Below are 24,269 nucleotides of genomic sequence, written 5' to 3' on the forward strand. Positions count from 1 at the left end.
GGTTTTTTGGAGCTAGTAACAGGAATCGAACCTGCAACCTGCTGATTACAAATCAGCTGCACTGCCAATTGTGCTATACTAGCGGGAACTAAATTATTGTACCATATTCCCCGCGCGTTGTCAATGGTCCGCCAGCATACTTTGCAGGGCGCAATAGTCCTGCAGGGTAAGCTGTTCCGGGCGGGCGGTGGCAGAAAGACCGGCGTCTGTCAAAGCCTGCATGACGGTGGCCTTAGGCAGATGCAGACCGTTGGAGATGGCGTTGGCGGCGGTTTTGCGGCGCTGCGAGAAGGCCGCCCGAATCAAGGCAAAGAATCCGGCCTCGTCCCCGTTGGGAACCTGCACAGGTGGGGTCTTGCGTACATCCAGCCGGATGACGGCGCTGGTCACCTTGGGGGCCGGGTAAAAGCTGCCGGGCTGTACGCTGAACAGCAGTTTCGGCTCGGCATAATACGCTACGGCATAGCTGATGGCTCCGGCCTCGCGGGTGCCGGGGGCGGCACACAGGCGCTGTGCGGCCTCCTTTTGCACCATGACGGTAATGTTGCGGATGGGCAGCTTTTCTTCCAGCAGGCGCATCAAAATGGGGCTGGTGATGTAGTACGGCAGGTTGGCACAGACGGCCACCGGTTTATCCCCGAATTCTTCGGCAATCAGGGTGCGCAGGTCGACCTTGAGGACGTCCTCCAACACCAGCTTGAAGTTGTCGTATTCGGCCATGGTCTCGGCCAAAATCGGCGGCAGACGCTTGTCGACCTCAACGGAAACGACCTTGTCGGCGCGTTTGCAGAGCTGCTCGGTCAAGACGCCGACGCCGGGGCCGACTTCCAGCGCACCCCATCCTTCCGTGATACCGGCAGCCTCGGCTATGCGGGGGCAGATACCGGGGTTAATGATAAAGTTCTGGCCGAAGCCTTTGGAAAGTTCAAAATCGTGCCGCGCACACAGGTCGCGGATCGTGGACATATCGGTAAGGTTCGGCACAAAAAACATCCTTTCGGGAAATCAGTTCAAGCCCGCAACCATCTGTGCAGCTGCAACGGCCTTGGAAATCTGCGGGTCGGTTTCAATGGTAAAGTCATAGTAGGAGTTCTGCTCATCGCTGCTCAGCGTGGCGTCTACATCGGGGGTCAGGCCGACGTCGTTCCAGGTCTGGGCCTCATTATCCTGCAAAATGCCTACGGTGATGACGGCGGCAGAACCGTCGGAGAAGCTCTGCGGGTCGCTCATAACAACACCCATGCCGGCGGTGACGGTGCCGACCAGTACGGCATCCCCCATCTTGCGCAGCGCATTGGCGAACAACTCAGCGCTGCCGGCGGTGCTGCCGTTGACCAGGCAGACAGCGGGCACGGACAGACAGGTCTCGTCGGACATGCGCAGGTCGGTGATGACACCGTCCTTGCCCTGTTGGCTGGCTATCAGGCCGGAGGGCAGGCAGTAGTCGGCCGCCACCAAGGCGGCGTTGAGGTTTTCACCGCTGTTGTCGCGCAGATCAAAAATCATGGCCTTGACATTGCTGTCCATCAGGGAATCCACGGCGGATTTGAACTCGCTGCCGGTGGTGCTTGCAAAGGAATATATCCGCAGATAGCCCACCGAGTCGTTCAGGACCTGATAGGACACCGTGGGAGCTTTGTAGTTGGTGTGGACAATGTCAAGGGTCTGCTCCTCGCGCTGGGGGGTCAGGTAGCCGATGGTGGTGGTGGTGCCTTCCTCCCCCAGCAGGGCGGAGGTGATGGCATTGGTTTCGGTCATCTGACGGGTCGAGACACCGTTGATGGCGGTGATAAAGCCGCCGACCTCCAGTCCGCTTTCCCCTGCGGGCGAATTGTCGAACAGCCGAATGATGCGCGCATAGCCGGAGGACGCATCGTTGACGACGGTAACGCCGATGCCGGTCAGCTTGCCGGACTCCACAGCCTGGCGCTCGCTGTTGGCCTTGGCGGAGTAGTAGCGGGCGTATTTGTCGCTGATGCCCAGCACATAACCGGCGGCAATGGTGTCGTTCAGGGTATCGTTATTGATGGTAAAATACTCGTTGGCGCGAACAAAACGGTCGATTTCCGACAGTTTATTATATTGACGCTCCTTGTTTTTGACGCTGGACACCGTAGTGTTGAACATGTTCATGGAAACAACCATGGTCAGCGAAAAGGTTACGGCCATGGCGATCAGCGCAATGGCCGCCGCCACACCGAGACTGATTTTTTTGCTCATACAGGGAAACTCCTAACTTCGTGCGGTACTGCCGCAAGGTTATACCAGCGCAAAAATCACGCCGGAAAGCAGACCCAAAATCATAAATAGGGCGATAATCAGGCAAAAAATGCGAACCGACAGGCTGCGCTTATGCGGTTTCATACAGGATGCCTCCGTTTTTAAGAAAGATAGTTCATAACGTTGGTCAGCACGCCGTTGACCTTCATTTCCAGATGCAGGTGGTTGCCTGTGGAATAGCCGGTCGAGCCGACATGGCCCAGCACGGTACCGCGGCTTACCTGCTGCCCCACGCTGACGGCGGGGGTGCCGTTCATGTGGGCATACAGCGTGGAGTAGCTGTTGCCGTTGGAATCGGTGCCGTGGTAGACCTGCACATAGTAGCCCCAGCTGTAATGGTAGGCGGCGGCGGTAACGACACCGGCCTCTACCGAGTAGATGTCGGTGCCGCCGGGGGCTGCATAGTCGGTGCCGCGGTGTCCGTTGCCGCCGAAATAGCAGGAAACGTACTTATAGGTAGCCAGCGGCGGGCCGAAGTTCAGCGAGCAGGTAATGGAAGAATTGCCGTACTGCTTGTTGGCGGCGTTCAGGATGGCATCCAACTCGGCGGCCTTGGCGTCCACCAGCTTGTTCATCTCGGTCTGCGCCTCTTTGGCGGCAGCCTCGGCGGCCTGGGCCTCGGTCAAATCGGCGTTGGCCTGCTGAATACTGCCCTGCAGCTCGTTCTTTTTCTGCTGCAAAGCATCCTGCTGCTCCTGCATGGCGGCACGGGCGGTCTCCAAATCGGTCTTGGCCTGCTCCAGGTCGGCTTTCTGCTGCTCCAGAGCGGCATGTTCGTCCTCCAGCTGCTGGCAGATGGCCTGATCCTTGGCGGTGATTTGCTCCAGCGTCTGGGCAAAGGTCAGGAGCTGATACAGGTTGGTGGCACTGGAAAGCAGGGCGATGGAGCCGCCGTCGTTGAGCATCTGCATGGCACCCATGCGTTCTTTGAAATCGGCCCAGCGTCGGTCAAATTCGGCCTGCTTGGCGACCAGCTCGTCCTCCTTGACGGAGATCTCGTCCTCTTTGTCGTGAATTTCGTTGTCCAGCTCGCCGATTTGCCCGGCGATCAGGTTGATCTGGTTTAAAATGGTGGCTTTTTGTTCCTCCAACTGCTTTTTGATGGCCTCGGCGTTGGCGGTGTTGGACTGTGCTTCTTTAAGCTGCTGGTTGATGGTATTCAGCTTTTGCTGTAGGGCGGCCAGTTCCTGGCGTACCTGCGCCGTGCTGGCTGCACTGGCGGAGGGCAGGTAGGAAAAGGCTGCCGAGACCGTCAGGCAGACCGCCAAAAGGCCGGAAAGCAGCTTTTTTGTGCGGGGTGAAAATTGCATATTGTAAGGACCTCTTAAACGTTCAAATGCTTGCGGATGCTGGTGGCTGTGCCGATGCCGCACAAAATAAAGCCCAGCAGTGCAAAGCCGGCCACAATGTAATACCAGACGTCCGTCAGCGGAACAAGCTGCCCGCCCAGCATCTGCGACAGGTTGGACGGGTTTTCGGCATACCAGCGGGTCAGGGCATAGTAGGCCCCGCAGATGACGCCGGAGGCAATAGCGGCCGACAGCAAACCGGACGTCACACCCTCGACAAAGAACGGGAACCGAATAAAGCCGTTGGTGGCACCTACCAGCTTCATGATGCCGATTTCCTTGCGGCGGTTAAAGACGGTGATTTTAATGGTGTTGTTGATGACCACAATACTGACGATGGCCAGAATCAGAACCACGGTGTAGCTGGCATAGCTGACGACCTTTTGCAGGGATACAAACATGTTGGCCATGTCCAGCGGGGCATTGACCTGATAGACACCGTCGATATTGACAAGCTCGCTGCGCACAGCTGCGATGTTATCGGGGCTGTCCACAACAACGCGGTAGTTGGGGTAAAAGGGGTTGTCGTTGGCGAAGGCCTCCTGCAGGTTGGTGTAATCCTTCAGCATGTCGCTGTAAATGTTCAGCACGTCCTGCGGCGAAACATAGGTCACGCCGGTAACGTGGGCCGTGCTGCGGATGGCGGCATCGGCGGCAGCCAGCTGCTCCTCGCTGGCGTCAAGATCCATGTAGACAACAGTCTCGTTCTGGTTGCCGATGTAATCGACCATGGCGTCCACATTGACACCCAGAAGATAGGCGGCACCGATCAGCAGCATGCAGACGGTCAGAACGCCCATGGAGGCAAAGGTCATAAGGCGGTTGGCACGCAGGTTGTGAAGCCCCTGCCCCACCAGATAGGTAAAGCTGGAAAAACGCATAATATCCTCCCCTGTTATTCTTCCCAATCGTCACGGTCGCGCATTGCCATGCGGGCAGCATACTCCTTGGCTACCTCAGGGTGCGCGGTGTCGGATGCTACCATGCCGTCCGACAGGGTGATAACGCGGTTGTTGTATTTGGCGGCCAGCTTATGTACCAGTTCATGCTCGTGCGTGACGACCACCACAGTGATGTTTACCTTGTTGATGGCCTCAAACAGCTGCATAATGTCCATGGACATTTCGGGGTCGATGTTGCCGGTCGGTTCGTCCGCAATGATGAGCTTGGGGCCGTGGGCCAGAGCGCGGGCCACGGCAACACGCTGCTGTTCGCCGCCGGAAAGCTCGTCCGGCAGACGGTCGAGCTTATCTTCCAGCCCGACCAGGGAGAGGGCAAACGGCACGCGGGCCTTGATTTTTTTGGTGGAGATATTGGTCACGCGCATGGCAAAGGCCACGTTTTCGTAGACGGTCATGGTGGGAATCAGGCGGAAGTCCTGAAACACCACGCCCATCTGGCGGCGCAGATACGGCACCTTGCGGCGCTTGATCTTGGTAAGGTCCTGCCCGTTGATAAAGACCTTACCCTCGGTGGGGCGCTCCTCCATCTGCATCAATTTCAGAAAGGTGGATTTGCCTGCGCCGGAATGTCCTAAGATAAAGACGAACTCGCCCTCGTCAATATGGATATTGATATCATCAAGCGCCAAATTTTCGGAATTATGGGTTTCGTATGTTTTGGAAACGTGTTCAAAATCAATCATTTGGCAAACTCCTGTGTAGGTTTGAACAATCTTGGGTAGGCCGTAATTTTGGGTACAGCCATACATATAGTATTTTACTATTTTAGCGGCTTTACGTCAAGCGACAAAGGGCTTTGACAAAAAGAAAAACGGCGCTGTTATGCGTCACAGCGCCGTTTGTGAATTTTTGTTAAATTATGTCATCAATACTTGGCGGGGTTGGCGGACAGGTACTTTTTGACCATGAGCGCTACCTTAAAGACAATGGCATCGTCAAAGTTGCGCAGATCCAGACCCGTCAGCTTGCGAATCTTTTCCAGGCGGTAGACCAGCGTGTTGCGGTGTACAAACAGGCCGCGGCTGGTTTCGGAGACGTTGAGGTTATTTTCAAAGAAACGCTGGATGGTAAACAGTGTCTCGGCATCCAGGGAATCAATGCTCTCCTGCTTAAAGACCTCGCGCAGGAATGCCTCGCACAGGGTGGTGGGCAGCTGGTAAATCAGGCGGGCAATGCCCAGGTGGTCATAGCAGATGACCTGGCGCTCGGTGTCAAAGACTTTGCCGACTTCCATGGCGATTTGGGCTTCCTTAAAGCTGGAGGCCAGATCCTTGATGTTGCTGATGGGGGTTCCGATGCCCACCATCGCCTTGATGTAATGGTCGCCCTGCAGGGTGTCCACGATGGAGGCGGCGAGCTTTTCCATATCGCGGGTGCTGTTGTCGGGCTTGATTTCCTTGACGAGGACGGTGTCGGTCTCGCTGATATTAAAGACGAAGTCCTTCTGCTTGTCGGGGAACAGCCCGCTGACAACGTCGTAGGCGGAGATATCGTTGCCGGAGGTGACGCGGATCAGCAGCACGACGCGCTGCACGTCGGAAATGAAGTGCAGTTCGCGCGCTTTGGCGTAGATATCGCCGGGCAGAATGTTGTCCAACACGACGTTTTTGATAAAGTTGGTCTTGTCAAACTTTTCGTCGTGGTACTGCTTGATGCACTGCAGGCTGATGGACAGCATAGCCGCAAACTGGGCGGCGGTTTCGTCGGTGCCCTCCACAAAGGCGGCGTAATCGTTGTGCTTGGCGTTGGAGAACTGGTGGTAAGAGTAGCCGTCCAGGATAAAGGTCTCCCCCGCAGCCTGGCTTACGGCAGCCACGCCGTCGCGCACCTCGCCGATCTGCCCCAGCTCAGAGCAGGAAATGACGGCACCGGTCTCATCTACAACACCGACAACACGGTCCACAGCGTCCTTCATTTGATATACTACGTTCTGGAACACACGGTTTGCCATAATCAGCAACTCCTCTTTTGGTATATTGTTGGCAGCGGAAAGCACTTTGGACAGTTTGCCCTATGTGAATCTGCCCGAAAACCGAATCAATCTAATGTATATTTTACACAATTCGCTTGACTTTTGCAACATATTTTACCGAATTTTGAAAGATTTTCTTGTACATTTTTGTTTTTCGCGTAAAAATATTACCGCCGCAAGGTTCTGCGGCGGTAAAAACGTCCGTCATTTTGACGATGAGGCCGGTTCAGCGGTCGGATTTTTGCTTATTCTGCAAAGCACCGGTGCCGCCCTCCACAACGCCGCGACGCTTAAAAACATAGGTGACACTGTGGAAGAAAATCTTAAAGTCCATGGCAAAGGTCACGTTGGCGGCATATTCACCGTCGTAGCGGACTTTTTCCGGAATGGACAGCTCATCGCGGCCGTTGACCTGCGCCAGGCCCGTGAGGCCGGGGCGTATGTCATTGGCGTGGACAGCGTCGCGCGCCTCGATCAGGTCATACTGGTTATACAGCGCCGGACGCGGGCCGATGACGCTCATCTGCCCAACGAGAATGTTGAAAATCTGTGGCAGCTCGTCCAGGCTGGTTTTGCGCAAAAAGGCACCGCTTTTGGTGATGTAGGCGTCTGGATTTTTCAAAAGATGGGTGGGTACATCGTGCGGGGTGTCCCCGCGCATGGTGCGGAATTTCAGGATGTTAAAGTGGGTCTTGCCCTTGCCCACACGGCGCTGGCGGAAAAACACCGGGCCGGGAGAGTCGAGCTTGATCCACAGCGCAACCAAAGCCATGGGGATGGCCAGCACAAAGATGCCGGCCAGAGAAAGCACAATATCCAGCAAGCGCTTGATGCAGTGGCGATACATAGGGGTCATTCCTCCTTCACGGTGGGCTTGCGTTCGTTGAGAGCCTGCGCCAGTTCCGCCTTGGAAAGCAGCGCCGTATTGCCGCTGGCAGCCACAACGGTGTGGTCGGCGCAGACGCGGCGGTTGGGGTGGTAACTGGGCACCATCTGCTGCAGGATGTCAATGACCGTATCGTCATCGCGGTGGGCGGCGGCCTGCAGACGCTGCAGGTCGCTGTAAAACGCTGCCAGGTCGATCTGCATCGGCGGGGCGATAAAGATCTTGTTATGCGCCGTTTTTGCCATCTTGTCCTGCTCGGCGTCCATCATAAGCTCCTCGTACAGCTTTTCACCGGGACGCAGGCCGGTGATCTTGACCTCCATATTGACGCCCGGCTCGTAGCCGTAAAAGCGGATCAGACGGTTGGCCAGATCCATGATCTTGACCGGCTCGCCCATATCCAGAACATAGATGCTGCCGCTTTCGGCCAGGCCGCCCGCCTGCAGCACCAGCTGGGCTGCCTCGGGAATGGTCATGAAATAGCGCACGATCTCCGGGTGGGTGATGGTGACAGGGCCGCCGCGCTTGATTTGCTCCTCAAACAGCGGGATAACACTGCCGTGGCTGCCCAGCACATTGCCGAAACGCACGGCTACACACTTCATGTCGGTGTTTTGGGCAAAGGTTTGGATCAGCATTTCACACAGTCGCTTGGTGCAGCCCATGACGTTGGTGGGGTTGACGGCCTTGTCTGTGGAAAGCTGCACAAACCGCTGCACGCCGTGCTCGGCGGCGGAGGTCAGCAGGTTTTTGGTGCCGACAACGTTGTTTTTTACAGCCTCGGCGGGGCTGATCTCCATCAGCGGTACATGCTTGTGCGCCGCCGCATGAAAGACGACTTCGGGGTGGTAGGTTTCAAAAACCTCGTCCAGACGTTCTTTGTCGCGGATGGAGCCGATCAGCGTCAAAATGGGCGCAGAGGCGCCGTAACGCCCGCGCAGCTCGGTTTCCAGCTCATAGGCGCAGTTTTCGTAGATGTCAAAAATCAAAAGGCGTCGGGGCTGGTAACGCATGATCTGGCGGCAAAGCTCACTGCCGATGGACCCGCCGCCGCCGGTGACCAGAACGATTTTATCATGCAGGTATTCCGAAATCTGGGAGTTGTTGAGCTGGATCTCGTCGCGGGAAAGGAAGTCCGCCGTGTTCAGCTCGCGGAAGCCTGCAGCCAGCGGGTTGCCGTTTTCGTCCACCGCGTGCGGGTCGGAAAGCATCCGCACACGGCAGTGCGTGGAGTTGCAGAGGTTGATGATCTCCCGCATACGGTCGCCGCCCACCGAGGTGATGGCAATGACGATTTCCATGATATGGTATTTGCGCACCAGCTCCGGAATGTCCGAGATGGTGCCGCGCACGGGCACGCCCTGCACACGCAGACCTTTTTTGGTCAGGTCATCGTCAACGATGCAGACCGGCTTGCCGAAGGTCTGGTTCTTGCTTTTGCAAAGGTTTACGGCCCAGGCACCGGCGTTGCCTGCACCTACAATGAGCATGGGGGTGTCGTTGCTTTCACTGCGGGAGGCCGACATGACCAGCATGGTCTTGATAAGCCGCCACAAAAAGCGCACGCCCGCTATGGCACCTGTGTTGAATACGGAGCCGAAGATCAGCACGGCGCCGCTGACAGGGCGCTCGCGCAGCATGAGGTCGATAAGCATGACAAGGCCTGTCGAGAGACCGGACAGGCACAGCAAGCGCCCTAAGTCCCGCATGCCGGCGTATTCCCACATGATCTCATACAGGCCGCCGAACCAAAAGACGATCATGTAGATGGGCAGCGTGTACCACAGCATGGGGGCCATGGCGCGTATGACCTCGGCCTGCAGGACGGCCGCCGGGATGACAGAGTCCTCGCCGTCAAAGTGTACGATGATGGCCAGCCAGTAGCAAAAGACGATCAGCCCGCAGTCCAGGAGCATCAGGGCAATCTTGCGCGGCAGACCTTTGAGGATTTGATGGGATATATGCATAACAGTTCCTTTATCGATGTAATATTTACCTCATTATAACACAAAACTGCTCCGTTTGTCTTGCCTTGTCGTAGACAAACGGAGCAAATAATGCCTAAAAATCAGCGGTTAATTTTGGTAAATACCACAAATTCTATTATTCGACCGTGACACTCTTTGCCAGGTTGCGGGGCTTATCAACATCCAGACCCTTGGCGCAGCTGACGTAGTAGGCCAGCAGCTGCAGCGGAATGACCGACAGGCTGGTGGCAAAATGGGGGTCGGTCTTGGGCACATAGACGGTGAAGCCGGCGTTGTCCTCGATGCTGTAATTGCCGTAGGTGGTAAGCCCCATCAGGAACGCGCCGCGGCTCTTGGCCTCCACCATGTTGGAAACGCTCTTTTCAAACAAATCGGGCTGGGTCAACACGCCGACGACCAGTGTCCCCTTTTCAATCAGGGAGATGGGGCCGTGCTTCATTTCACCGGCGGCGAAAGCCTCCGAGTGGATATAGCTGATCTCCTTAAATTTCAGGCTGCCCTCCAGTGCCACGGCATAGTCCAGCCCGCGGCCGATGAAGAAGGCGTCCTTGGCGCTGGCGTACTTGCTGGCAAACCACTGGATACGCTCCTTGTCGGACAGCGTTTTGGCAATTTTGTCGGGCAGGGCCTCCAGCTCCGCGACAAGATGCTCGTACTGGCCGTCGGCCAGGGTCCCGCGCACGCGGGCAAACTCGGTGGCCAGCAGGTAGCAGGCGGCCAGCTGGGTGCTGTAGGCTTTGGTGGTGGCAACGGCGATTTCCGGCCCGGCCCAGGTGTACAGGGTGGCGTCGGCCTCGCGCGCAATGCTGGAGCCGACCACATTGACAATGCCCACGGTGCGCACACCGCGTTCCTTGCAAAGGCGCAGGGCGGCCAGGGTGTCGGCGGTCTCGCCGCTTTGGCTGATGATCAGGGCCAGAGCGTCCGGCTCCAGCACGGGGTCACGGTAGCGGAACTCGCTGGCAACGTCCACCTCGACCGGCAGACGGGCCAGACTTTCAAACACATAGCGCGCTGCCATGCCCACATGGTAGGCAGAGCCGCAGCCGATGATGTAGATGCGGCGCACGGCGCGCAGGTCGTCCTCGCCGAGAGAAAGCTCGGACAAATCGATTTTGCCGTCCTTCAGGCGGGGCGAAAGCGTGTCACGCACGGCGGCGGGCTGCTCGTGAATTTCCTTCATCATGAAATGCTCGTAGCCGCCCTTTTCGGCAGCCTCGGCGTCCCATTCCACGGTGGACATCTCGCAGGTGACAGGTTCCTTGTCGATGTTGAAAAACTCAATTTCCTCGGCGCTGAGGCGGGCGATCTGCAAATTGTCGATATAGTAGACATTGCGGGTGTATTTGAGCAGCGCGGGAACATCGGAGGCGATGATGGCACCGTCCTCGCAGCGGCCGACGATCAGCGGGCTGTCCTTGCGCACGGCATAGATGACACCGGGCTGATCGGCAAACAGGATACCCAGCGCGTAGGAGCCGCGCACATGCATCATCATGCGGCTGATGGCGTCCAGTGCATCACCGGCGGAATCCCCCGTATAGTAGTAGTCCAGCAGCTGGGCCACGACCTCGGTATCGGTCTGCGAGACAAAGGTAAAGCCCTTGTTCGTCAGGCGCTCTTTGATTTGCTGGTAGTTTTCAATGATGCCGTTGTGCACGACGGCAATTTTCTGGTCGCGGGAATAATGCGGGTGCGCATTTACCACGCTGGGTTCGCCATGGGTGGCCCAGCGGGTATGGCCGATGCCGCAGTTGCCCGGCACGGCGCGGCCGCCGTCTGTCATTTCGCTGAGGACCTTCAGGCGGCCTTTTGCCTTGACGACCTCGATTTTTCCGGCGGCGTTCTGCACGGCAAGACCGGCAGAATCATAGCCGCGGTATTCCAGTTTTTCCAGTCCGTCCAACAGAATGGGGGCAGCCTGTGCTGCACCGGTAAAGCCTACAATTCCACACATAAGAAACCCTCCTCTGGCAATACGATCCTATCCCAATATATCCATTTATCAGCAAAACTGTACAGTATGCCGTACAGCTGAATAAAAAACGGACGGCCGTCAAGGGCAACGGCCGTCCGCCGCGCATTCTCTTTTTCCGTTTTCTTACACCATAAGAAATACCATTAAGTCAACGCGCATAAGAATTATAGCACAAAAAGTAAAAAACGGCAAGTACAAAGTTCAAAGAAGTTTGTGCCTGCCGTTACATGCAAAAGAAAATTAAGTTTTGGGTCAATCAAAGGTCAGTTCGCGGTAATTTTGGCTGCCTGCCAGCAGCTCCTGCAAGGGGATGATACCGTAAACGGGTAAGTAGGTGTCGTAGGTGTAGGGGTTGCCCTCGTAATCGTAGGAGGAAACCGACACGGTGTCGTAGGCGTACTGCAAAAATACCAACCCATTTTGGATATCCAGAATACTCACAGGCGTTGTACCGCGCGCATCGCAGTACATCTGCTGGGGCAGCTCGGTCAGGGTGCCGTCCGGCGCGCGGAAAAACTGATGCGTGACAGCATCCTGCTCGTCCCAGAGGGAATGGGACAGCACCCAACCGTCGCGGAACGATGCAGCCGAGTAGGTATACTCGTCTCCGGTGGGAAATGCATCAGTCAGCAAGGTGCTCTGCCCGCTGACAAGGTCGACGGCCGTGATGCTGCCCTGCTGCGGGTCATATACGACCTGCGTGTTGCACAGCGTTGCGCCAAGGGCATCTGCGTTTTGGGCAAACTGTGGCAGCGGGCTGCATTGCCGCGTGTCCAGATCATAGCGGTAAACGCCGGAGGTGTTGTCGGAGGAAAGGTTGTACCCCAAATACAGGCTGCGCCCATCTGCTGCCGAGAGCGTCCAGTAAGCGTTTTGACCGGGTGGCAGAGTGTCCAGCCTGAGGCGCTGTGCCAGCAGCCCGGTGGATTTTTCTGCCGAGAAAAGATACGCCTCTGCGCCGTTGGGACCGGAACCGCCGAAGGCGTAGCCGGAATTGCCGACAAAATAGAGAAATTCCTCGTCGGCGGCAAGCACATTGACGGAATAGACAAAGTCTGTCTGGTAGTGGGTCACGGCAAACAAGGGGTGTGCCGGGGGTGTTACGCCATCGATGTAGGCGGCCAGGGCGTAGGCATACTCGGAATCGCTGTGGACGATATAGGGGTACCACAAGGTGTCGCCGTCCACTAAGAGATGCCCGGCGGATACTACGGGGCAGTCGGACGTGGTGTGCTGGCAGCCGGGAATTTGGCACATACTGTGCGCTGTGGCAGTGGCATAGTCGATTTTGCTTACACAATACGACCCCGATGGCTCGATACACGTTGTGTATTGCCCGCCGTCATAGCGGTTTGTAAGCATATGCACGTCCCCGACGTCCGCGGCGGGGGCTTGGGCAGCAGCCGTTTCGGCGGGGGCGGATGCCGTGCTTTGCGCGGGGGCGGTGCAGCCCGCCAAAAGCAGCAGGGACGCTAACAGTATGGGAATACGTTTCATAGAACCCTCCCGACAAAGGTCAGTCATAGGTCAGCTCGCGGTAATTCTGGCTTCCGGCAAGCAGCTCCTGCAGGGGGATGATACCGCAGACATCGCTGATATTTTCCCACATACAGGGGTTGCCGTCATAATCAAAACCGGGGTAGCTATCGGAACGGTAGTCGTACTGAAGAAAAACCATGCCGTTTTGGATGTCCCAGATGTGAACGGGCTGGCTGCCGCGCGCATCGCAGTACATCTGCTGGGGCAGCTCGGTCAGGGTGCCGTCCGGCGTGCGGAAAAACTGATGTTCGACACGATTTTCACCGTCATAGAAATCATAGCTGAGGACCCAGCCGTCGCAAAACGACTTGACGGTGTAGGTGAGATCCTCCCCGGTGGGGAAGGCATCGGTCAACAAGGTGCTTTGCCCGGTTATCGGGTCGATGGCGGTCAGCGTACCCTGCAAGGTGTCGGGCTTGAGATAATAGCCGTCTGCAAAGAAACCATTCTTGTCGGAATATTCGGGCAGCAGGGTGTATTCCTGCGACGCAAGGTCATAGCAGGAAACGAGGGGAAAAACATCGTTTATAGCAGTTCCGTAAAAATACAGCTTCTGTTCCCCTGCCGTTGCCAAATACCAGTAGCTTGTATCTTCCAAAACGCTGCCAAGGTCAGCTAAATTCGTCAGTTCCCCGGTGGATTTGTCGGCGCGGAAAAGGAAATCCCCTTCCCCGGTAACAGGCTCGCCGGGCGCTGCATCGGGAATTTGTGCCGGGCTGCTTTCACATATAGGACTGGTTCCGACGAGCGTGGTGGAAGCCACAAAATAGTAATATTGGTCATCGGCGGCAAGACAGCCGTCGGAAAGGTCAAAGTCTGCTGTGTGTGCGCTGAGTGTGAACAGGGGTGCTGCCGTGGCATCGGGTGCGTAGCGGGACAGGACTTCCCTGTCAGGCTTGCCGTCACTATTTACACGGTAGGAATGCAAAAGAACATCGCCGTCTTGGTAAAAAACGCCAGAGCCGTATGCCGGGCAGCTTTCGCTGTCGTGCTGGCAGCCGGAAATCCGGCACATACTTTGTGCCGTGGCGGCGGCATAGTCGATTTTGCGCACGCAATCCGGGTAATAGGGTGTGGATAGAGCGCGATACTGCCCGCCGTCATACAGGTTTGTGAGCATATGCACGTCCCCGGCGCTGGCGGGGGCTTGGGCAGCAGCCGTTTCGGCGGGGGCGGATGCCGTGCTTTGCGCGGGGGCGGTGCATCCCGCCAAAAGCAGCAGGGACGCTAACAGTATGGAAATACGTTTCATGGAAGAACCTCCTGTTCCTGATAGAGTGCCGCAAAATCCTGCGGGGTCAGGCTTGTCAACGAAAAGCTGATGCCATCCAGCGCTGTCACCGAAAGATACAGCTGCGCTTCGGCACTGTATGCCGCCGCACCGGTGGCGGGGGTGCGCCCGCGCCAGGTGGCAGGCTGCCAGTCGGCAAAGCTGTCCAGCCCAAGAACCTGCAAAAGCGTCTGCACAAAGGCATCATCCGGCGTGCAGCTGCCGAACGCCTGCGGGTCGGCGGCATAAAACCGCAGCGACAGCGGCGAACCGTTTTCCAGATAATAAAACTGAAGGGTGTCGTGTGTATACGGCTCATCGCGGAGAAGCTGCACGGAATAGCCCCGCAGCCCGCAGGGGGCGGTAAGACTGTGCGCGGCATCGGGACCCGCGTTGGCGGCGTTCAGGCAAAGGCGAAGCTGCGCAGCGTCCAAAAGCCCTGCCTTGTGTAGGTCTGTCAAAAAAGAGGTAAGCTGCGCAAGGTCGGCGCTGTCGGCTTCGGTTGTCGCCCAGCTGTCGGTCAGGTAATCTCCGCCGGCAGGTGCGCCGAAGATATGCGCGCAGTTGTACAGCGTACAGGCGGTCACATTGCTGCGCCCGGCATCGCTCAAGGTGTCGGCGGGGACGGCTTGGGGCAAATCGCGCCCCAAAAGCAGCTTGTCCCACGCGGCAAGCACCCCAAAGGGCAGCACAAGCAGCGCCAGCAGTGCGGCGCAGTAGGCGGTGATTTTAGCCTTCACGGGCGGACACCTCCTTATATACAGGCACGGCGGCGGTCACGGTGGTACCCTGCCCCTCGGTGCTTGCGATGTGCAGGGTCGCGCCATGGGCGGCGGCAATGCGGGCGCAGAGCGCTAAGCCGATGCCGCTGCCCCCGGCGGCGCGCGCACGGGATTTATCCACCATATAAAATGCTTCGGTCACGCGGGGCAGATCCTTGGCGGGGATGCCGCAGCCGGTGTCCGTTACCGTGAACACTGCCTGCCCGTCCTGCACACAGCAACGAAGAAATACCGCACTCCCCTGCTTGCCGCGGCAGGCTTTTTGGGCGTTTAACACCAAATTGCGCAAAAGGTCGCTCCATAGGCTGGGATCGACCTGTACCGTGCAGCCGCAGCTTTGCACAGTGGGCAGGGGCTGCGCGTCCTTTGGCAGGCTGCGCAGCACAAGGGCGAACAGCTCGGCGTCGGTGACGGCTTCGGGCTGCAGGGCATCCTCGGCATCCAGACCCAGCAGCGCCAGCAAGCGGCGGCTCAACAGCTCCAGACGCTGGGTTTCGTGGTAGATGTAGGCGGCGGATTCCTGCTGCAATTCGGTGTCGCCGGGCATGGCGCGCATCAGGTCGGCGTAGCCCAGCATGGCGGTCATGGGGGTCTTGATCTCGTGCGTAAAGGCGGCGATAAAATCCTTTTGCCGCTGCACGGTATCGTCCATGGCGGCAATTTTGTCCTCGACCGCCTGTGCCATAGCGTCAAAGCTCGCGCTTAAAGCCGCCAGCTCGTCCCCCGTGGCAAGCGCCGTGCGGCGGGTGTAGTCCCCCGCTGCGATCTGCCCGCTGGCGGTTTGCAGCAGCGAAAGCGGCGCAGTCAGCTTGCGGCTGAACCAAACGGCAGCGGCACTGCCCGCCGCCAACAGCAGCAGCGTAATGCCCGCCCAAAGGCGCAGCTGGGTCAGGCGGGTGACAAACAGATAGCTGATATCGTAAGCGCACAGCAAATCGGCACGCTGCCCCGGCAGGTTCATGGGCTGGCTGAGTACAAGGTAATACTGCCCGCTGTCCGGCACGATGCGCCATGTGTCGGCGCCTGCAGCAGCGTATTCCTTTTGCAGGGCGGTGTTGACGGTCAGCGGCAGGTCGTTGTACACCGCCAGGTTGTCGCCCGACCAAAGGCAAAGGCGGCTGTCATCCTGCGCCGAGGCTGCAAATTGGCGGGCGTAGGTCGCCAGCAGGTAGTTGCGGTCAGCGCGGGCGTTGTACCCGGTGTCCGATAAAATCAGACGTTCCAGCGCGTGGACCTCTTTGGTTTGGCGTGCCTGCAGGGCGGTGCGCGCGCCGTGCAGCGAACCGGCAAAGCTGCAGCCGATCAGCGCCAGCCCGCTGAAGGACAGCCCTGCCGTAAGCAGCAGAATGCTGCCCATGGATAGCTTGGAGGAAAATTTCATACGGACATCCCGCCTCCTTTCCGGTTAAATCAGGTCGTTGCCCAGCAGCGTTACCGGGGACCAGTTCTGGCTGCCTGCCAGAAAATCCTCGGCGGGGATCAGCCCGTAGATAAAGCGGCTGGTGGTAAAGGTGGAGGGCTGTCCGTCCTGCCCGGTCGTGGTGGTATCGTAATATTGGCAGCCGATCTCCATCAGCAGGGTGTCGCCCAAGGCGGCGACCGTATAGGGAATGCGCGGAACGCATTCGTCCTTCAGCCATGTGGGCTGGGGTTCCAGATAGCTGCCGTCGGTAAGGTTGAGCCAATATTCGGTATAATCGTCCTGCCCGGGCGTAAAGTAGCTGCCTGTGACCCATGCGCCGTAGGGCTGCCCGTATACCCAATAATCACCCTCAATGGCGGGCAGGGGTTCCAGCTCCTCCATCGTGTTGGCGGCAAGGTCATAGCGCCAGCGGCGCCCGGAATGCTCCAGCGCATACAGAGAGTCCCCCTGCACGGGGTATACCTCGCAGCTCTCTGCGGGCAGTATAAGCCCGGTGTCGGTAAAATTTCCGTCAGCGTCCAGCATGGCAAGATGCAGGGGTGCCTGCTTCATGGCGGTGCGGCAGGTTTCATCCCATGCGGACCACAGCTCCTCGGAGGAACCCTCCGGCGGGTAATCGGGTGTGACGTAATCCTCGCGCCAGGAAAGCAGCAGCTTGTCCTGCCAGACACCGATGATGTCGGTCAGGACCTGCTGTGTGCTTTGGCGCTCATAGATGGCTTTGACGCCGCTTTCGTTAAAGCGGTAGACGGCAAAATAACTGCCGCAGCGGTAGGAGCAGAACAGGCTTTCGTCATTGCCGTAACAGCCGATAGACAGATAAAGGGGGATGGCGCCGCCCGCCACGATACGGTGGCGGTTGCTGCCGTCAAGATCGCTGACGTCCAAAAAGGCATCGTTTGTGTTGCTGATCTGGTTGCCCATGGGGACGCGCAGCCAGTACAGCTTGTCCCCATCGGCGTACAGACCGCCGGAAATATAGGGCGAATCCTCGGTGATGCGCCCAAAAAAGGCAGGGCAGGTTTCCTCGTTGTGGGCGCAGCCGCTGCGGGAACACAAAACGCGATCCTGCCCGGTGGCGGGGTCGATCACGGCGGCAAGGGCATAGTCTGCGTCATCGGGGCGGTAGACATGGTAGTACCCACCCTGCCCCACTGAGCCGCCTGCCGGGATCGAAAGCTGATGCATTTCCCTTGCGGGGGCAGGCTCGGCGGTGGGGATAGCCTGTGCCGCATCGCTCCCGGCGGGTGCAGCCGCCGTGCAGGCGCACAGCAGCAGGGCGGACAAAATACACAAGAGCTTTTTCATCGGAAATCCTCCTTTTTCAGGCAGTATCCGGTGCGCTGTACGGTGCGGATCTTATCGCCCCAGTTCAGCTTTTTGCGCAGCCGCCGAATGTGGGAATCCAGCGTGCGGGTGTTGTCGTTCAAAAGCTGTTCGCCCCAGATGGTGTCGTACAAATAGTCGCGGTACAAAACATTGCCACGGCTGCGCAGCAACAGCAACAGCAGCTCGTATTCCTTGGGGGTCAGCGGCACGGCGGCACCGTTTTGTGTTACGGTGCAGGCGGCGGTATCCACCGTGACATCCCACGCGGTAAACACCGCCATACCCCGCCCTGCCCGGCGCAGAACACACTCGACCCGCGCCACCAGCTCGGCGGGGGCAAAGGGCTTGATGATGTAATCGTCTGCGCCGCTGTGCAGCCCCTGCACGCGGTCGGCTACGGTCGCCTTGGCGGTAATAAAAATACAGGGCGTGCCGGTGGGGCGTATGTAGCGCAGCAGGTCATAGCCGTCCACGCCGGGCATCATAATATCCAGCAAAACAAGGTCGTACTGGTTTTGCTCCAACAAATCGGCGGCAGCCGCCCCGTCGTTGACCGTCTGGCAGGTGTACCCGGCGGTGGTCAGCACGCGGCGTATCAGGGCGGTGATGGACGGCTCGTCATCCACAATTAAAATCGGTTTCACGGGGTACACTTCCTTTCTTCTTTTATTATACCGCAGGATGTGACCGTTTTGTAGCCGAAAACAAAAAATCCTGCGCCGAAGCGCAGGATAGAAAGGGTTAGAATTACTCGCGGATCTCGATGCCCAGCTTGAACTTGAGGTTGCCCAGAATCTTCTTGACAAAGCGGTCAACCTCATCGGCGGCAAAGGGCGCGTCGGTGGGCTGGAAGTACAGGCTGAACGCCATGCTCTTTTTGCCGGCACCCAGCTTTTCGCCGCGGTAGATGTCAAACAGCTCGACCTTGCTCAGCTGCTTGCAGGCGCGCTGCATCTCGTTGATCAGGGTGCCGCACTCGGTGCTTTCAGGCGCGACCAAGGCAAGGTCACGCTGCACGGGTGCCAGCGCCGGGATCGGGGTGTAGTGGATGGAGGCGGGCACCAAGGCGTGGAAGGCGACCCAGTCGATCTCGCCCAGATAGATGTTCTGGTTGGAGCGGCTGTCCTTGGGCAATTTCAGCTCGCCGGTCACATCGTTGGCCAGCTTGCCGAACACGCCCACGCGCTCGCCCTTGCACAGGATGTAAGCGGCAATGCCAGGGTGCAGCCAGGGCGTGTCGGTGCAGCGCGCAACGGTCAGCGGTGCGCCGAAAGCCTCGCCCAGTGCTTCAACAGCGCCCTTTACGGTGAAGAAATCCTCATCTGCGCCCCAAGCGGCAAAGCCCAGATGCAGACGCTCCTCGGGCAGCTCGGTGATGGGCAGCTGCTTGGGGATGTAGATGTTGGACAGCTCAAACAGGCGGCCCTCGCCGTTGCCCTTTTTGAGGTTGTCCACAACGACATTCAGCAGAGACGGCGCCAGCAGAGAGCGCATAATGGTCAGATTGGAGGAGATGGGGTTCACGATGCGGATGACCTTGCGCTCGGGCGCGTCGGCGGCAATGTGCAGCATATCCAGGTCGGCGTCGGCGTAGAACGCCAGCGTTTCCGCTTCATAGAAGCCCTGGGCGCACATGGTGCGCTTGGTCTTGTCGTGCGCCTTCTGCTCGGCGGTCAGACCGCCGGTGGTGACCTGCGCCGCTTTCAGGAAGGTCGGCTTGATATGCTCGTAGCCGTATTCGCGGATGACTTCCTCCGCCAGATCCGGCTCGCCGACCTCGATGTCCTCACGCCAGCGGGGCGCAATGACCTGCATGGTGTCGCCGTCGGCCTCCAAGGTGACCTCAAATTGCAGACGGTTCAGGATATCCAGAATCGCATCGGTAGGCACGGTGATGCCCAAAATACTGTTGATGCGGCTGATTTTTGCGGTGAAATGCTTGCCCTCGCGCGCGGCACCGGCAGAGCAGTCAAAGTGGGTGGCGGTGACCTCGCCGCAGCCCAGCTCCTGGATCAGGTGCAAGGCGCGCGCCATGCCCAGTTCGGTGGCATACTCGGAGATGCCCTTTTCGTAATGGCTGGAGGCATCGGTGTTCTGGCCCAGACCGCGGGCGGTCTTGCGGATGTTGTCGCGGGCGAACTTGGCGCTTTCAAACAGCAGCTGGGTGGTGCCGTCCTTGATCTCGCTGTTCAGGCCGCCCATAACACCGGCCAGCGCCACGGGCTTGGTGCCGTCGCAGATGACAAGGTTGTTGGGGGTCAGGGTGAACTCTTTTTCGTCCAGGGTGGTGATCTTCTCGCCGTCCTTGGCGCGGCGCACGATGATCTGGCAGCTTTCCAGCGTGTCCATATCAAAGGCGTGCATCGGCTGACCGATCTCCAGCATGACATAGTTGGTGATGTCCACAACGTTGGAAATGCTGCGCAGCCCGCACAGGGCCAACCGGCGGCGCATCCAGCGCGGGGACTCGCCGGGGGTGATGTTGTGCACATAGTGGCCGATGTAGCGCGGGCACAGGTCAGGGGACTCCACAGTGATGGACAGGCGCGGCTCGGTGGTCTCGCTGACGGTGTAGTCCGTTGCGGGCATCTTCAGCGGCTTGCCCAGCACGGCGGCAACCTCACGCGCAATGCCCAGAACGCTCTGGCAGTCGGCGCGGTTGGCGGTGATGGAGATATCAAAGATATAGTCGTTAAGCCCCACAACGTCCTGAATGGGGGTGCCGGGTACGGTGTCCTTGGGCAGATCCAGCAGACCGTATACCTCGGCGCCGGGGTACAGGTCATCATTCAGGCCCAGCTCGGTGCCGCTGCACAGCATACCGTTGGACTCGATGCCCATAAGGGGCTTTGCCTTGATTTTAATGCCGCCGGGCAGCGTGGAGCCGTCCAACGCGGCGGGAGTGTGCATACCGGCGTAAACGTTGGAGGCACCGGTGGAAATTTGGATGTCGTGACCGTAATCGCCGCAATCCACCTTGCAGATGTGCAGGTGGGTACCCTCCTGCGGGACACACTCGGTGACAACGCCGACAACGACCTTGCTGATCTCGCCGCCGAGGTCGATAAGTTCCTCGACCTCAAAGCCGCAGTCAAACAGCTTGCCCTCCAGCTCTTGGGCGGTGACGTCGATATCTACATACTGCTTTAACCAACTGAACGGTACTTTCATGGTGTATTCCCTCCCCTTTCTTAGCCCTTGAACTGCTTGAGGAACCGCATATCGTTCTCAAACATCAGACCAATGTTGTTGATGCCGTATTTCAGCATGGCGATACGCTCAATGCCGATGCCGAAGGCAAAGCCGGAATACACTTCGGGGTCAATGCCGCAGTTTTCCAGAACGCTGTGGTGTACAACGCCCGCGCCCAGGACCTCGATCCAGCCGGTATGCTTGCACAGCGGGCAGCCCTTGCCGCCGCACTCAAAGCAGGAAACATCGACCTCGACGCTCGGCTCGGTAAACGGGAAGTAGGACGGGCGCAGACGGGTTTTGACCTCAGAGCCGAAAAGCGCCTGCACGAACTTGTCCAGCATACCCTGCAAGTCGCACAGCGTGATGCCCTTGTCAACGACAAGACCTTCCATCTGGTGGAACATCGGGGAATGCGTTGCGTCAGAGTCGGAACGGAAAACACGACCGGGTACCAGCACCTTGATGGGGGGCTTTTCCATGTCCATAACGCGAATCTGACCGCCGCTGGTCTGGGTGCGCAGCACGATGTCATCAGCAACGTAGAAGGTGTCCTGCATATCGCGGGCGGGGTGGTTTTTGGGTACGTTCAGGCGGGTGAAGTTGTGGTCGTCGTCCTCAATTTCGGGACCCTCGTAAATTTCAAAGCCCATACCGGCAAAAACATCGATGATCTCATTCTTGACCAGCGTGATGGGGTGCAGGCTGCCGTTGGGGTGCACCTTGGCGGGCATGGTGATATCCACGGTCTCGGCGGCGTTGCGGGCTGCCAGCGCAGCCTGCTCGACCTGCGCGGACAGGGTCTGATACTGCGCCTCTGCCCACTGCTTGAACTCGTTGATGGTCTTGCCGACGGCGGGGCGCTCCTCCTTGGGGACATCGCGCAGGGACTTGGTCAGCCCGGCGACCTCGCCGTTTTTGCTCAAAAACTTCTGCCAGAATTCCGAAAGCTGGGCTTGGTCTGCCACAGCGGCGCCCGCCTGCTCTATGGCGGCGCGCAGTTCCTTGATTTTTTCTTCCATAGTACACCTCGTTTTTTGCGTTGGGGGCAAGGGCAAAATAAAAAAGACCCCGTCCCTGCTGTTGTCAGGGACGAAGTCTTGTCATTCAAAACTCCGCGGTACCACCCGTGTTCCGCATGAAATGCGGCACTCTTTGCCTGCCGATAACGGTGCAGCACCGTTGCGCACTACCGGGCTTTGCAGCCTTTCCCGCGCACCACTCAAAAGTGAACTTCCGCATCCCTTACCTGCAGGCGGCTTTCAGCCGGTGACCGCCCTCTCTTGTGCCGGTGCCGGATGCGTACTTTCTTCGTCACAGTGTTTTAACTTGTTTAGTATAGACCTTTGCGGCGGGTTTGTCAAGCGTTACAGGTGCAGCCGCTTTTCCAGCTCGCAGCGCAAGTCCCGCCCGCGGAAGATGACCAGCCCCAAAAAGGTGATCATACTGATGATCAGGCAAATCACCCACGGGATATTGCGGGCGTTCATGGTGCCGCCCCCTATACGGAAAAACAGCAGCAGATACGGCAAAATGCCGATGCCGATGTTCATCAGCATATAGACCAAGGCGTTGACGGTGTAGCGGCTGCGCACGATCGAAAAGATAAAGTTGCAAACCAGCGATATGCTGCACAAAATGGGAACGACAAGATCCAGGCTGAACCCTGTGTAGCCGTGGAACCAGTCGGTAAAAACCAGCATGGCCGAAACGATCAGCAGCAGGTTAAACAGCTGGCGCGGGCCGTTGTAGCGGCGGCGCAAAATGCCGCGCAGCACCAAAAGCCCCACGATGACCCACAAAACAGCCAACAGGCTCCAATGGGTGTGCGGCGTGTCGATCAAAAGAAAATCGACGGCACCCCCTGCCATGCAGGAGCCGAGCGCCAGAAAAGCCACCACCTTGTACAGCATACCGACGCGGTGTATGCGCGGTGCGGTGGCGGGCCAGTACGCAGCATCCGGCGTGCCGGGCAGACGGTTCTGGCAAAGGGGGCAGTATTCGCTGTCACCGCCGATTTGCACATGACAATGCGGGCAGGTAATCATTTTTCCACCTCCGTGGCATACAGCGTGACCGCCAAGCCGTTTTGCACAAAGCCGCGGTAGAGCCGGCTCAGCACGTTGGTGCTGCGCAGTGCCGAGGCTGTGCCCAGCACAAGGTCATCCCCGTAGGAGGTGACCACCGTAAACAGCGTCTTAGCGCTGGAAAAAGCCGAGAACGACCGCACATAGGGCGTCAGCTTTTCGGGCACGGACAGCCGCCCCATATTGGAAAGCACCGCCGTGACGCGCTTGTCGGCATTTTGGGTAAACAGATTCACCACGGCATTTTTGATGACCAGCGGCACAGGGCGGATGCCGGGCATGTGCTCCAGCGTTTCAAACTCGTCCATCTGGGCGCGTATGTTTTCGGGCAGCAGCTTTTCCTTTAACAGGGCATCAAATTGCGGGGCTAAGGTTTCCAGCGTGTCGGTTTCCTTGACGACGATGCCGACATAGACAGAATTGAAAAAGTTGCGCGCGGTTTCGCTGGGGTAATAGTTGCGCAGGTTGACCGGCAGGCTGATGGTAATGGGCTTGCTGCGTTCCAGCGCGGGAATCTCGGCATAGATGGCCAGCATCATGGAGGCACCGATATAGCTTGTCATCGAAACGCCCAGCTTGCGCGCCTTGGACAAAACCTCTTTTACGCTGAGGTGCGCCTCAAAGAATTGCAGCTGGTCATAGGGCAGACGCAGCCCGCGCAGATGGCAGGCCTTGGGGTCTTTTTGGACGTTGCTGCGCTTGCTGGCACCGTAAAATTTGCGAAAGCTGTCCTGCTCGCGCTCCCCTGCCGAGGCACTGTTGGGGGTGGCGGCCCCCAGCATTTCCTGCGGATGGCACAGCGAAAGGTAGTTGTGTACGATGGATTTTAAGAACAAAAAGCCGCCGTTGCCGTCCGTCAGGGCGTGGAACATTTCCAGATTGATGCGGTTGTTGAAATAGGTCACACGATACAAAAGACGGTTGCGGCGCTCCGGTACATACAGCGGTGCGCAGGGGGCCTTGTCCTCCTCGTGTACGGTGGGCAGAAGATCGGTGGATTCAAAATAATGCCAGAATAAACCGCGGTGCAGCGTTACCTGAAACTGCGGCCACTCGCGTGCGGTGCTGCGCAGCGCTTCGTTGAGAAGCTCAGGCTGCACGGGGTCCTGCAAGGTGCAGGAAATTCGGATGACACGCGGGTCGCGGCGGCTGGCCGTGGCCAAAAATACCTTGGCAACATTATCGACTTTATACCAACTCTGGGACATGAAGAATTATCTCCTTGCAGCGTA

The 24,269-nt window shown here is 58.2% G+C and carries 19 protein-coding genes and 1 tRNA gene; all 20 read right to left on the bottom strand.

Annotation, left to right across the window (positions count from 1 at the left end; all coding sequences use genetic code 11):
- Nucleotides 1–7: 7 nt before the first annotated feature.
- The 20 genes from Q0I19_RS01805 to Q0I19_RS01900 all read right to left on the bottom strand — a co-directional run bounded on the left by Q0I19_RS01805 (nucleotide 8) and on the right by Q0I19_RS01900 (nucleotide 24,245).
- Nucleotides 8–83: transfer RNA gene (locus Q0I19_RS01805), tRNA-Thr, on the bottom strand.
- A 37-nt stretch (nucleotides 84–120) separates the two neighbouring features.
- Nucleotides 121–984, bottom strand: a complete 864-nt coding sequence (gene rsmA / locus Q0I19_RS01810) for a 16S rRNA (adenine(1518)-N(6)/adenine(1519)-N(6))-dimethyltransferase RsmA (protein ID WP_294758537.1) — start codon at nucleotides 982–984, stop codon at nucleotides 121–123.
- A 21-nt stretch (nucleotides 985–1,005) separates the two neighbouring features.
- Nucleotides 1,006–2,220, bottom strand: coding sequence for a S41 family peptidase (locus Q0I19_RS01815; RefSeq protein ID WP_294758535.1), 1,215 nt, complete (start codon nucleotides 2,218–2,220; stop codon nucleotides 1,006–1,008).
- Nucleotides 2,221–2,381: 161 nt separating this feature from the next.
- Nucleotides 2,382–3,590: a peptidoglycan DD-metalloendopeptidase family protein gene (locus tag Q0I19_RS01820; protein ID WP_294758534.1), complete on the bottom strand. Its 1,209-nt coding sequence runs from the start codon at nucleotides 3,588–3,590 to the stop codon at nucleotides 2,382–2,384.
- Nucleotides 3,591–3,604: 14 nt separating this feature from the next.
- Nucleotides 3,605–4,510, bottom strand: a complete 906-nt coding sequence (ftsX, locus tag Q0I19_RS01825) for a permease-like cell division protein FtsX (RefSeq protein ID WP_294758533.1) — start codon at nucleotides 4,508–4,510, stop codon at nucleotides 3,605–3,607.
- Nucleotides 4,511–4,524: 14 nt separating this feature from the next.
- Nucleotides 4,525–5,274, bottom strand: coding sequence for a cell division ATP-binding protein FtsE (gene ftsE, locus Q0I19_RS01830; protein ID WP_294758532.1), 750 nt, complete (start codon nucleotides 5,272–5,274; stop codon nucleotides 4,525–4,527).
- A gap of 182 nt (nucleotides 5,275–5,456) precedes the next feature.
- A complete protein-coding gene (locus Q0I19_RS01835) occupies nucleotides 5,457–6,542 on the bottom strand; it encodes a helix-turn-helix domain-containing protein (RefSeq protein WP_294758530.1) in 1,086 nt (361 codons plus the stop codon).
- A gap of 247 nt (nucleotides 6,543–6,789) precedes the next feature.
- The gene (locus Q0I19_RS01840) at nucleotides 6,790–7,410 is read right to left on the bottom strand and encodes a sugar transferase (protein WP_294758693.1); all 621 of its coding nucleotides are present in this window, start codon (nucleotides 7,408–7,410) and stop codon (nucleotides 6,790–6,792) included.
- 5 nt (nucleotides 7,411–7,415) lie between these two features.
- A complete protein-coding gene (locus tag Q0I19_RS01845; RefSeq protein WP_294758528.1) occupies nucleotides 7,416–9,416 on the bottom strand; it encodes a nucleoside-diphosphate sugar epimerase/dehydratase in 2,001 nt (666 codons plus the stop codon).
- A gap of 136 nt (nucleotides 9,417–9,552) precedes the next feature.
- Nucleotides 9,553–11,394: a glutamine--fructose-6-phosphate transaminase (isomerizing) gene (gene glmS / locus Q0I19_RS01850; RefSeq protein ID WP_294758526.1), complete on the bottom strand. Its 1,842-nt coding sequence runs from the start codon at nucleotides 11,392–11,394 to the stop codon at nucleotides 9,553–9,555.
- 273 nt (nucleotides 11,395–11,667) lie between these two features.
- On the bottom strand, nucleotides 11,668–12,912 hold the full coding sequence (locus Q0I19_RS01855; RefSeq protein WP_294758525.1) for a hypothetical protein: 1,245 nt from the start codon (nucleotides 12,910–12,912) through the stop codon (nucleotides 11,668–11,670).
- A gap of 19 nt (nucleotides 12,913–12,931) precedes the next feature.
- A complete protein-coding gene (locus tag Q0I19_RS01860; protein ID WP_294758523.1) occupies nucleotides 12,932–14,206 on the bottom strand; it encodes a hypothetical protein in 1,275 nt (424 codons plus the stop codon).
- Nucleotides 14,203–14,964, bottom strand: a complete 762-nt coding sequence (locus Q0I19_RS01865; protein WP_294758522.1) for a hypothetical protein — start codon at nucleotides 14,962–14,964, stop codon at nucleotides 14,203–14,205. Before Q0I19_RS01865 ends, Q0I19_RS01860 begins: the two co-directional genes overlap by 4 nt.
- Nucleotides 14,954–16,387, bottom strand: a complete 1,434-nt coding sequence (locus Q0I19_RS01870; RefSeq protein ID WP_294758520.1) for a HAMP domain-containing sensor histidine kinase — start codon at nucleotides 16,385–16,387, stop codon at nucleotides 14,954–14,956. Before Q0I19_RS01870 ends, Q0I19_RS01865 begins: the two co-directional genes overlap by 11 nt.
- Before the next feature lie 24 nt (nucleotides 16,388–16,411).
- Nucleotides 16,412–17,737 carry a hypothetical protein gene (locus Q0I19_RS01875; protein ID WP_294758518.1) on the bottom strand — a complete coding sequence of 442 codons (1,326 nt, stop codon included), beginning with the start codon at nucleotides 17,735–17,737 and terminating at the stop codon, nucleotides 16,412–16,414.
- Entirely contained in the window at nucleotides 17,734–18,402 is a 669-nt protein-coding gene (locus Q0I19_RS01880) for a response regulator transcription factor (protein ID WP_294758516.1), read from the bottom strand. The genes Q0I19_RS01875 and Q0I19_RS01880 overlap by 4 nt, the downstream gene beginning before the upstream one ends.
- 103 nt (nucleotides 18,403–18,505) lie before the next feature.
- Nucleotides 18,506–20,929, bottom strand: coding sequence for a phenylalanine--tRNA ligase subunit beta (gene pheT / locus Q0I19_RS01885; protein WP_294758514.1), 2,424 nt, complete (start codon nucleotides 20,927–20,929; stop codon nucleotides 18,506–18,508).
- 20 nt (nucleotides 20,930–20,949) lie between these two features.
- Nucleotides 20,950–21,972, bottom strand: a complete 1,023-nt coding sequence (pheS, locus tag Q0I19_RS01890) for a phenylalanine--tRNA ligase subunit alpha (protein WP_294758512.1) — start codon at nucleotides 21,970–21,972, stop codon at nucleotides 20,950–20,952.
- A gap of 345 nt (nucleotides 21,973–22,317) precedes the next feature.
- Nucleotides 22,318–22,998 carry a DUF6320 domain-containing protein gene (locus Q0I19_RS01895; RefSeq protein ID WP_294758510.1) on the bottom strand — a complete coding sequence of 227 codons (681 nt, stop codon included), beginning with the start codon at nucleotides 22,996–22,998 and terminating at the stop codon, nucleotides 22,318–22,320.
- Nucleotides 22,995–24,245: a hypothetical protein gene (locus Q0I19_RS01900; protein WP_294758509.1), complete on the bottom strand. Its 1,251-nt coding sequence runs from the start codon at nucleotides 24,243–24,245 to the stop codon at nucleotides 22,995–22,997. Before Q0I19_RS01900 ends, Q0I19_RS01895 begins: the two co-directional genes overlap by 4 nt.
- Nucleotides 24,246–24,269 lie beyond the last annotated feature (24 nt).

Origin of the sequence: uncultured Gemmiger sp., assembly GCF_934561205.1 — a bacterium.
GTDB lineage: Bacteria > Bacillota > Clostridia > Oscillospirales > Ruminococcaceae > Gemmiger.

Bases quoted from the DNA above. Each gene is read 5' to 3' on its own strand.
- Q0I19_RS01900 (WP_294758509.1), bottom strand. From the start codon at position 24,245: ATGTCCCAGAGTTGGTATAAAGTCGATAATGTTGCCAAGGTATTTTTG.
- Q0I19_RS01855 (WP_294758525.1), bottom strand. From the start codon at position 12,912: ATGAAACGTATTCCCATACTGTTAGCGTCCCTGCTGCTTTTGGCGGGC.
- Q0I19_RS01875 (WP_294758518.1), bottom strand. From the start codon at position 17,737: ATGAAAAAGCTCTTGTGTATTTTGTCCGCCCTGCTGCTGTGCGCCTGC.
- pheS (WP_294758512.1), bottom strand. From the start codon at position 21,972: ATGGAAGAAAAAATCAAGGAACTGCGCGCCGCCATAGAGCAGGCGGGC.
- Q0I19_RS01845 (WP_294758528.1), bottom strand. From the start codon at position 9,416: ATGCATATATCCCATCAAATCCTCAAAGGTCTGCCGCGCAAGATTGCC.
- Q0I19_RS01895 (WP_294758510.1), bottom strand. From the start codon at position 22,998: ATGATTACCTGCCCGCATTGTCATGTGCAAATCGGCGGTGACAGCGAA.
- Q0I19_RS01860 (WP_294758523.1), bottom strand. From the start codon at position 14,206: ATGAAACGTATTTCCATACTGTTAGCGTCCCTGCTGCTTTTGGCGGGA.
- Q0I19_RS01870 (WP_294758520.1), bottom strand. From the start codon at position 16,387: ATGAAATTTTCCTCCAAGCTATCCATGGGCAGCATTCTGCTGCTTACG.
- Q0I19_RS01840 (WP_294758693.1), bottom strand. From the start codon at position 7,410: ATGTATCGCCACTGCATCAAGCGCTTGCTGGATATTGTGCTTTCTCTG.
- Q0I19_RS01835 (WP_294758530.1), bottom strand. From the start codon at position 6,542: ATGGCAAACCGTGTGTTCCAGAACGTAGTATATCAAATGAAGGACGCT.
- pheT (WP_294758514.1), bottom strand. From the start codon at position 20,929: ATGAAAGTACCGTTCAGTTGGTTAAAGCAGTATGTAGATATCGACGTC.
- Q0I19_RS01820 (WP_294758534.1), bottom strand. From the start codon at position 3,590: ATGCAATTTTCACCCCGCACAAAAAAGCTGCTTTCCGGCCTTTTGGCG.
- ftsE (WP_294758532.1), bottom strand. From the start codon at position 5,274: ATGATTGATTTTGAACACGTTTCCAAAACATACGAAACCCATAATTCC.
- glmS (WP_294758526.1), bottom strand. From the start codon at position 11,394: ATGTGTGGAATTGTAGGCTTTACCGGTGCAGCACAGGCTGCCCCCATT.
- ftsX (WP_294758533.1), bottom strand. From the start codon at position 4,510: ATGCGTTTTTCCAGCTTTACCTATCTGGTGGGGCAGGGGCTTCACAAC.
- Q0I19_RS01815 (WP_294758535.1), bottom strand. From the start codon at position 2,220: ATGAGCAAAAAAATCAGTCTCGGTGTGGCGGCGGCCATTGCGCTGATC.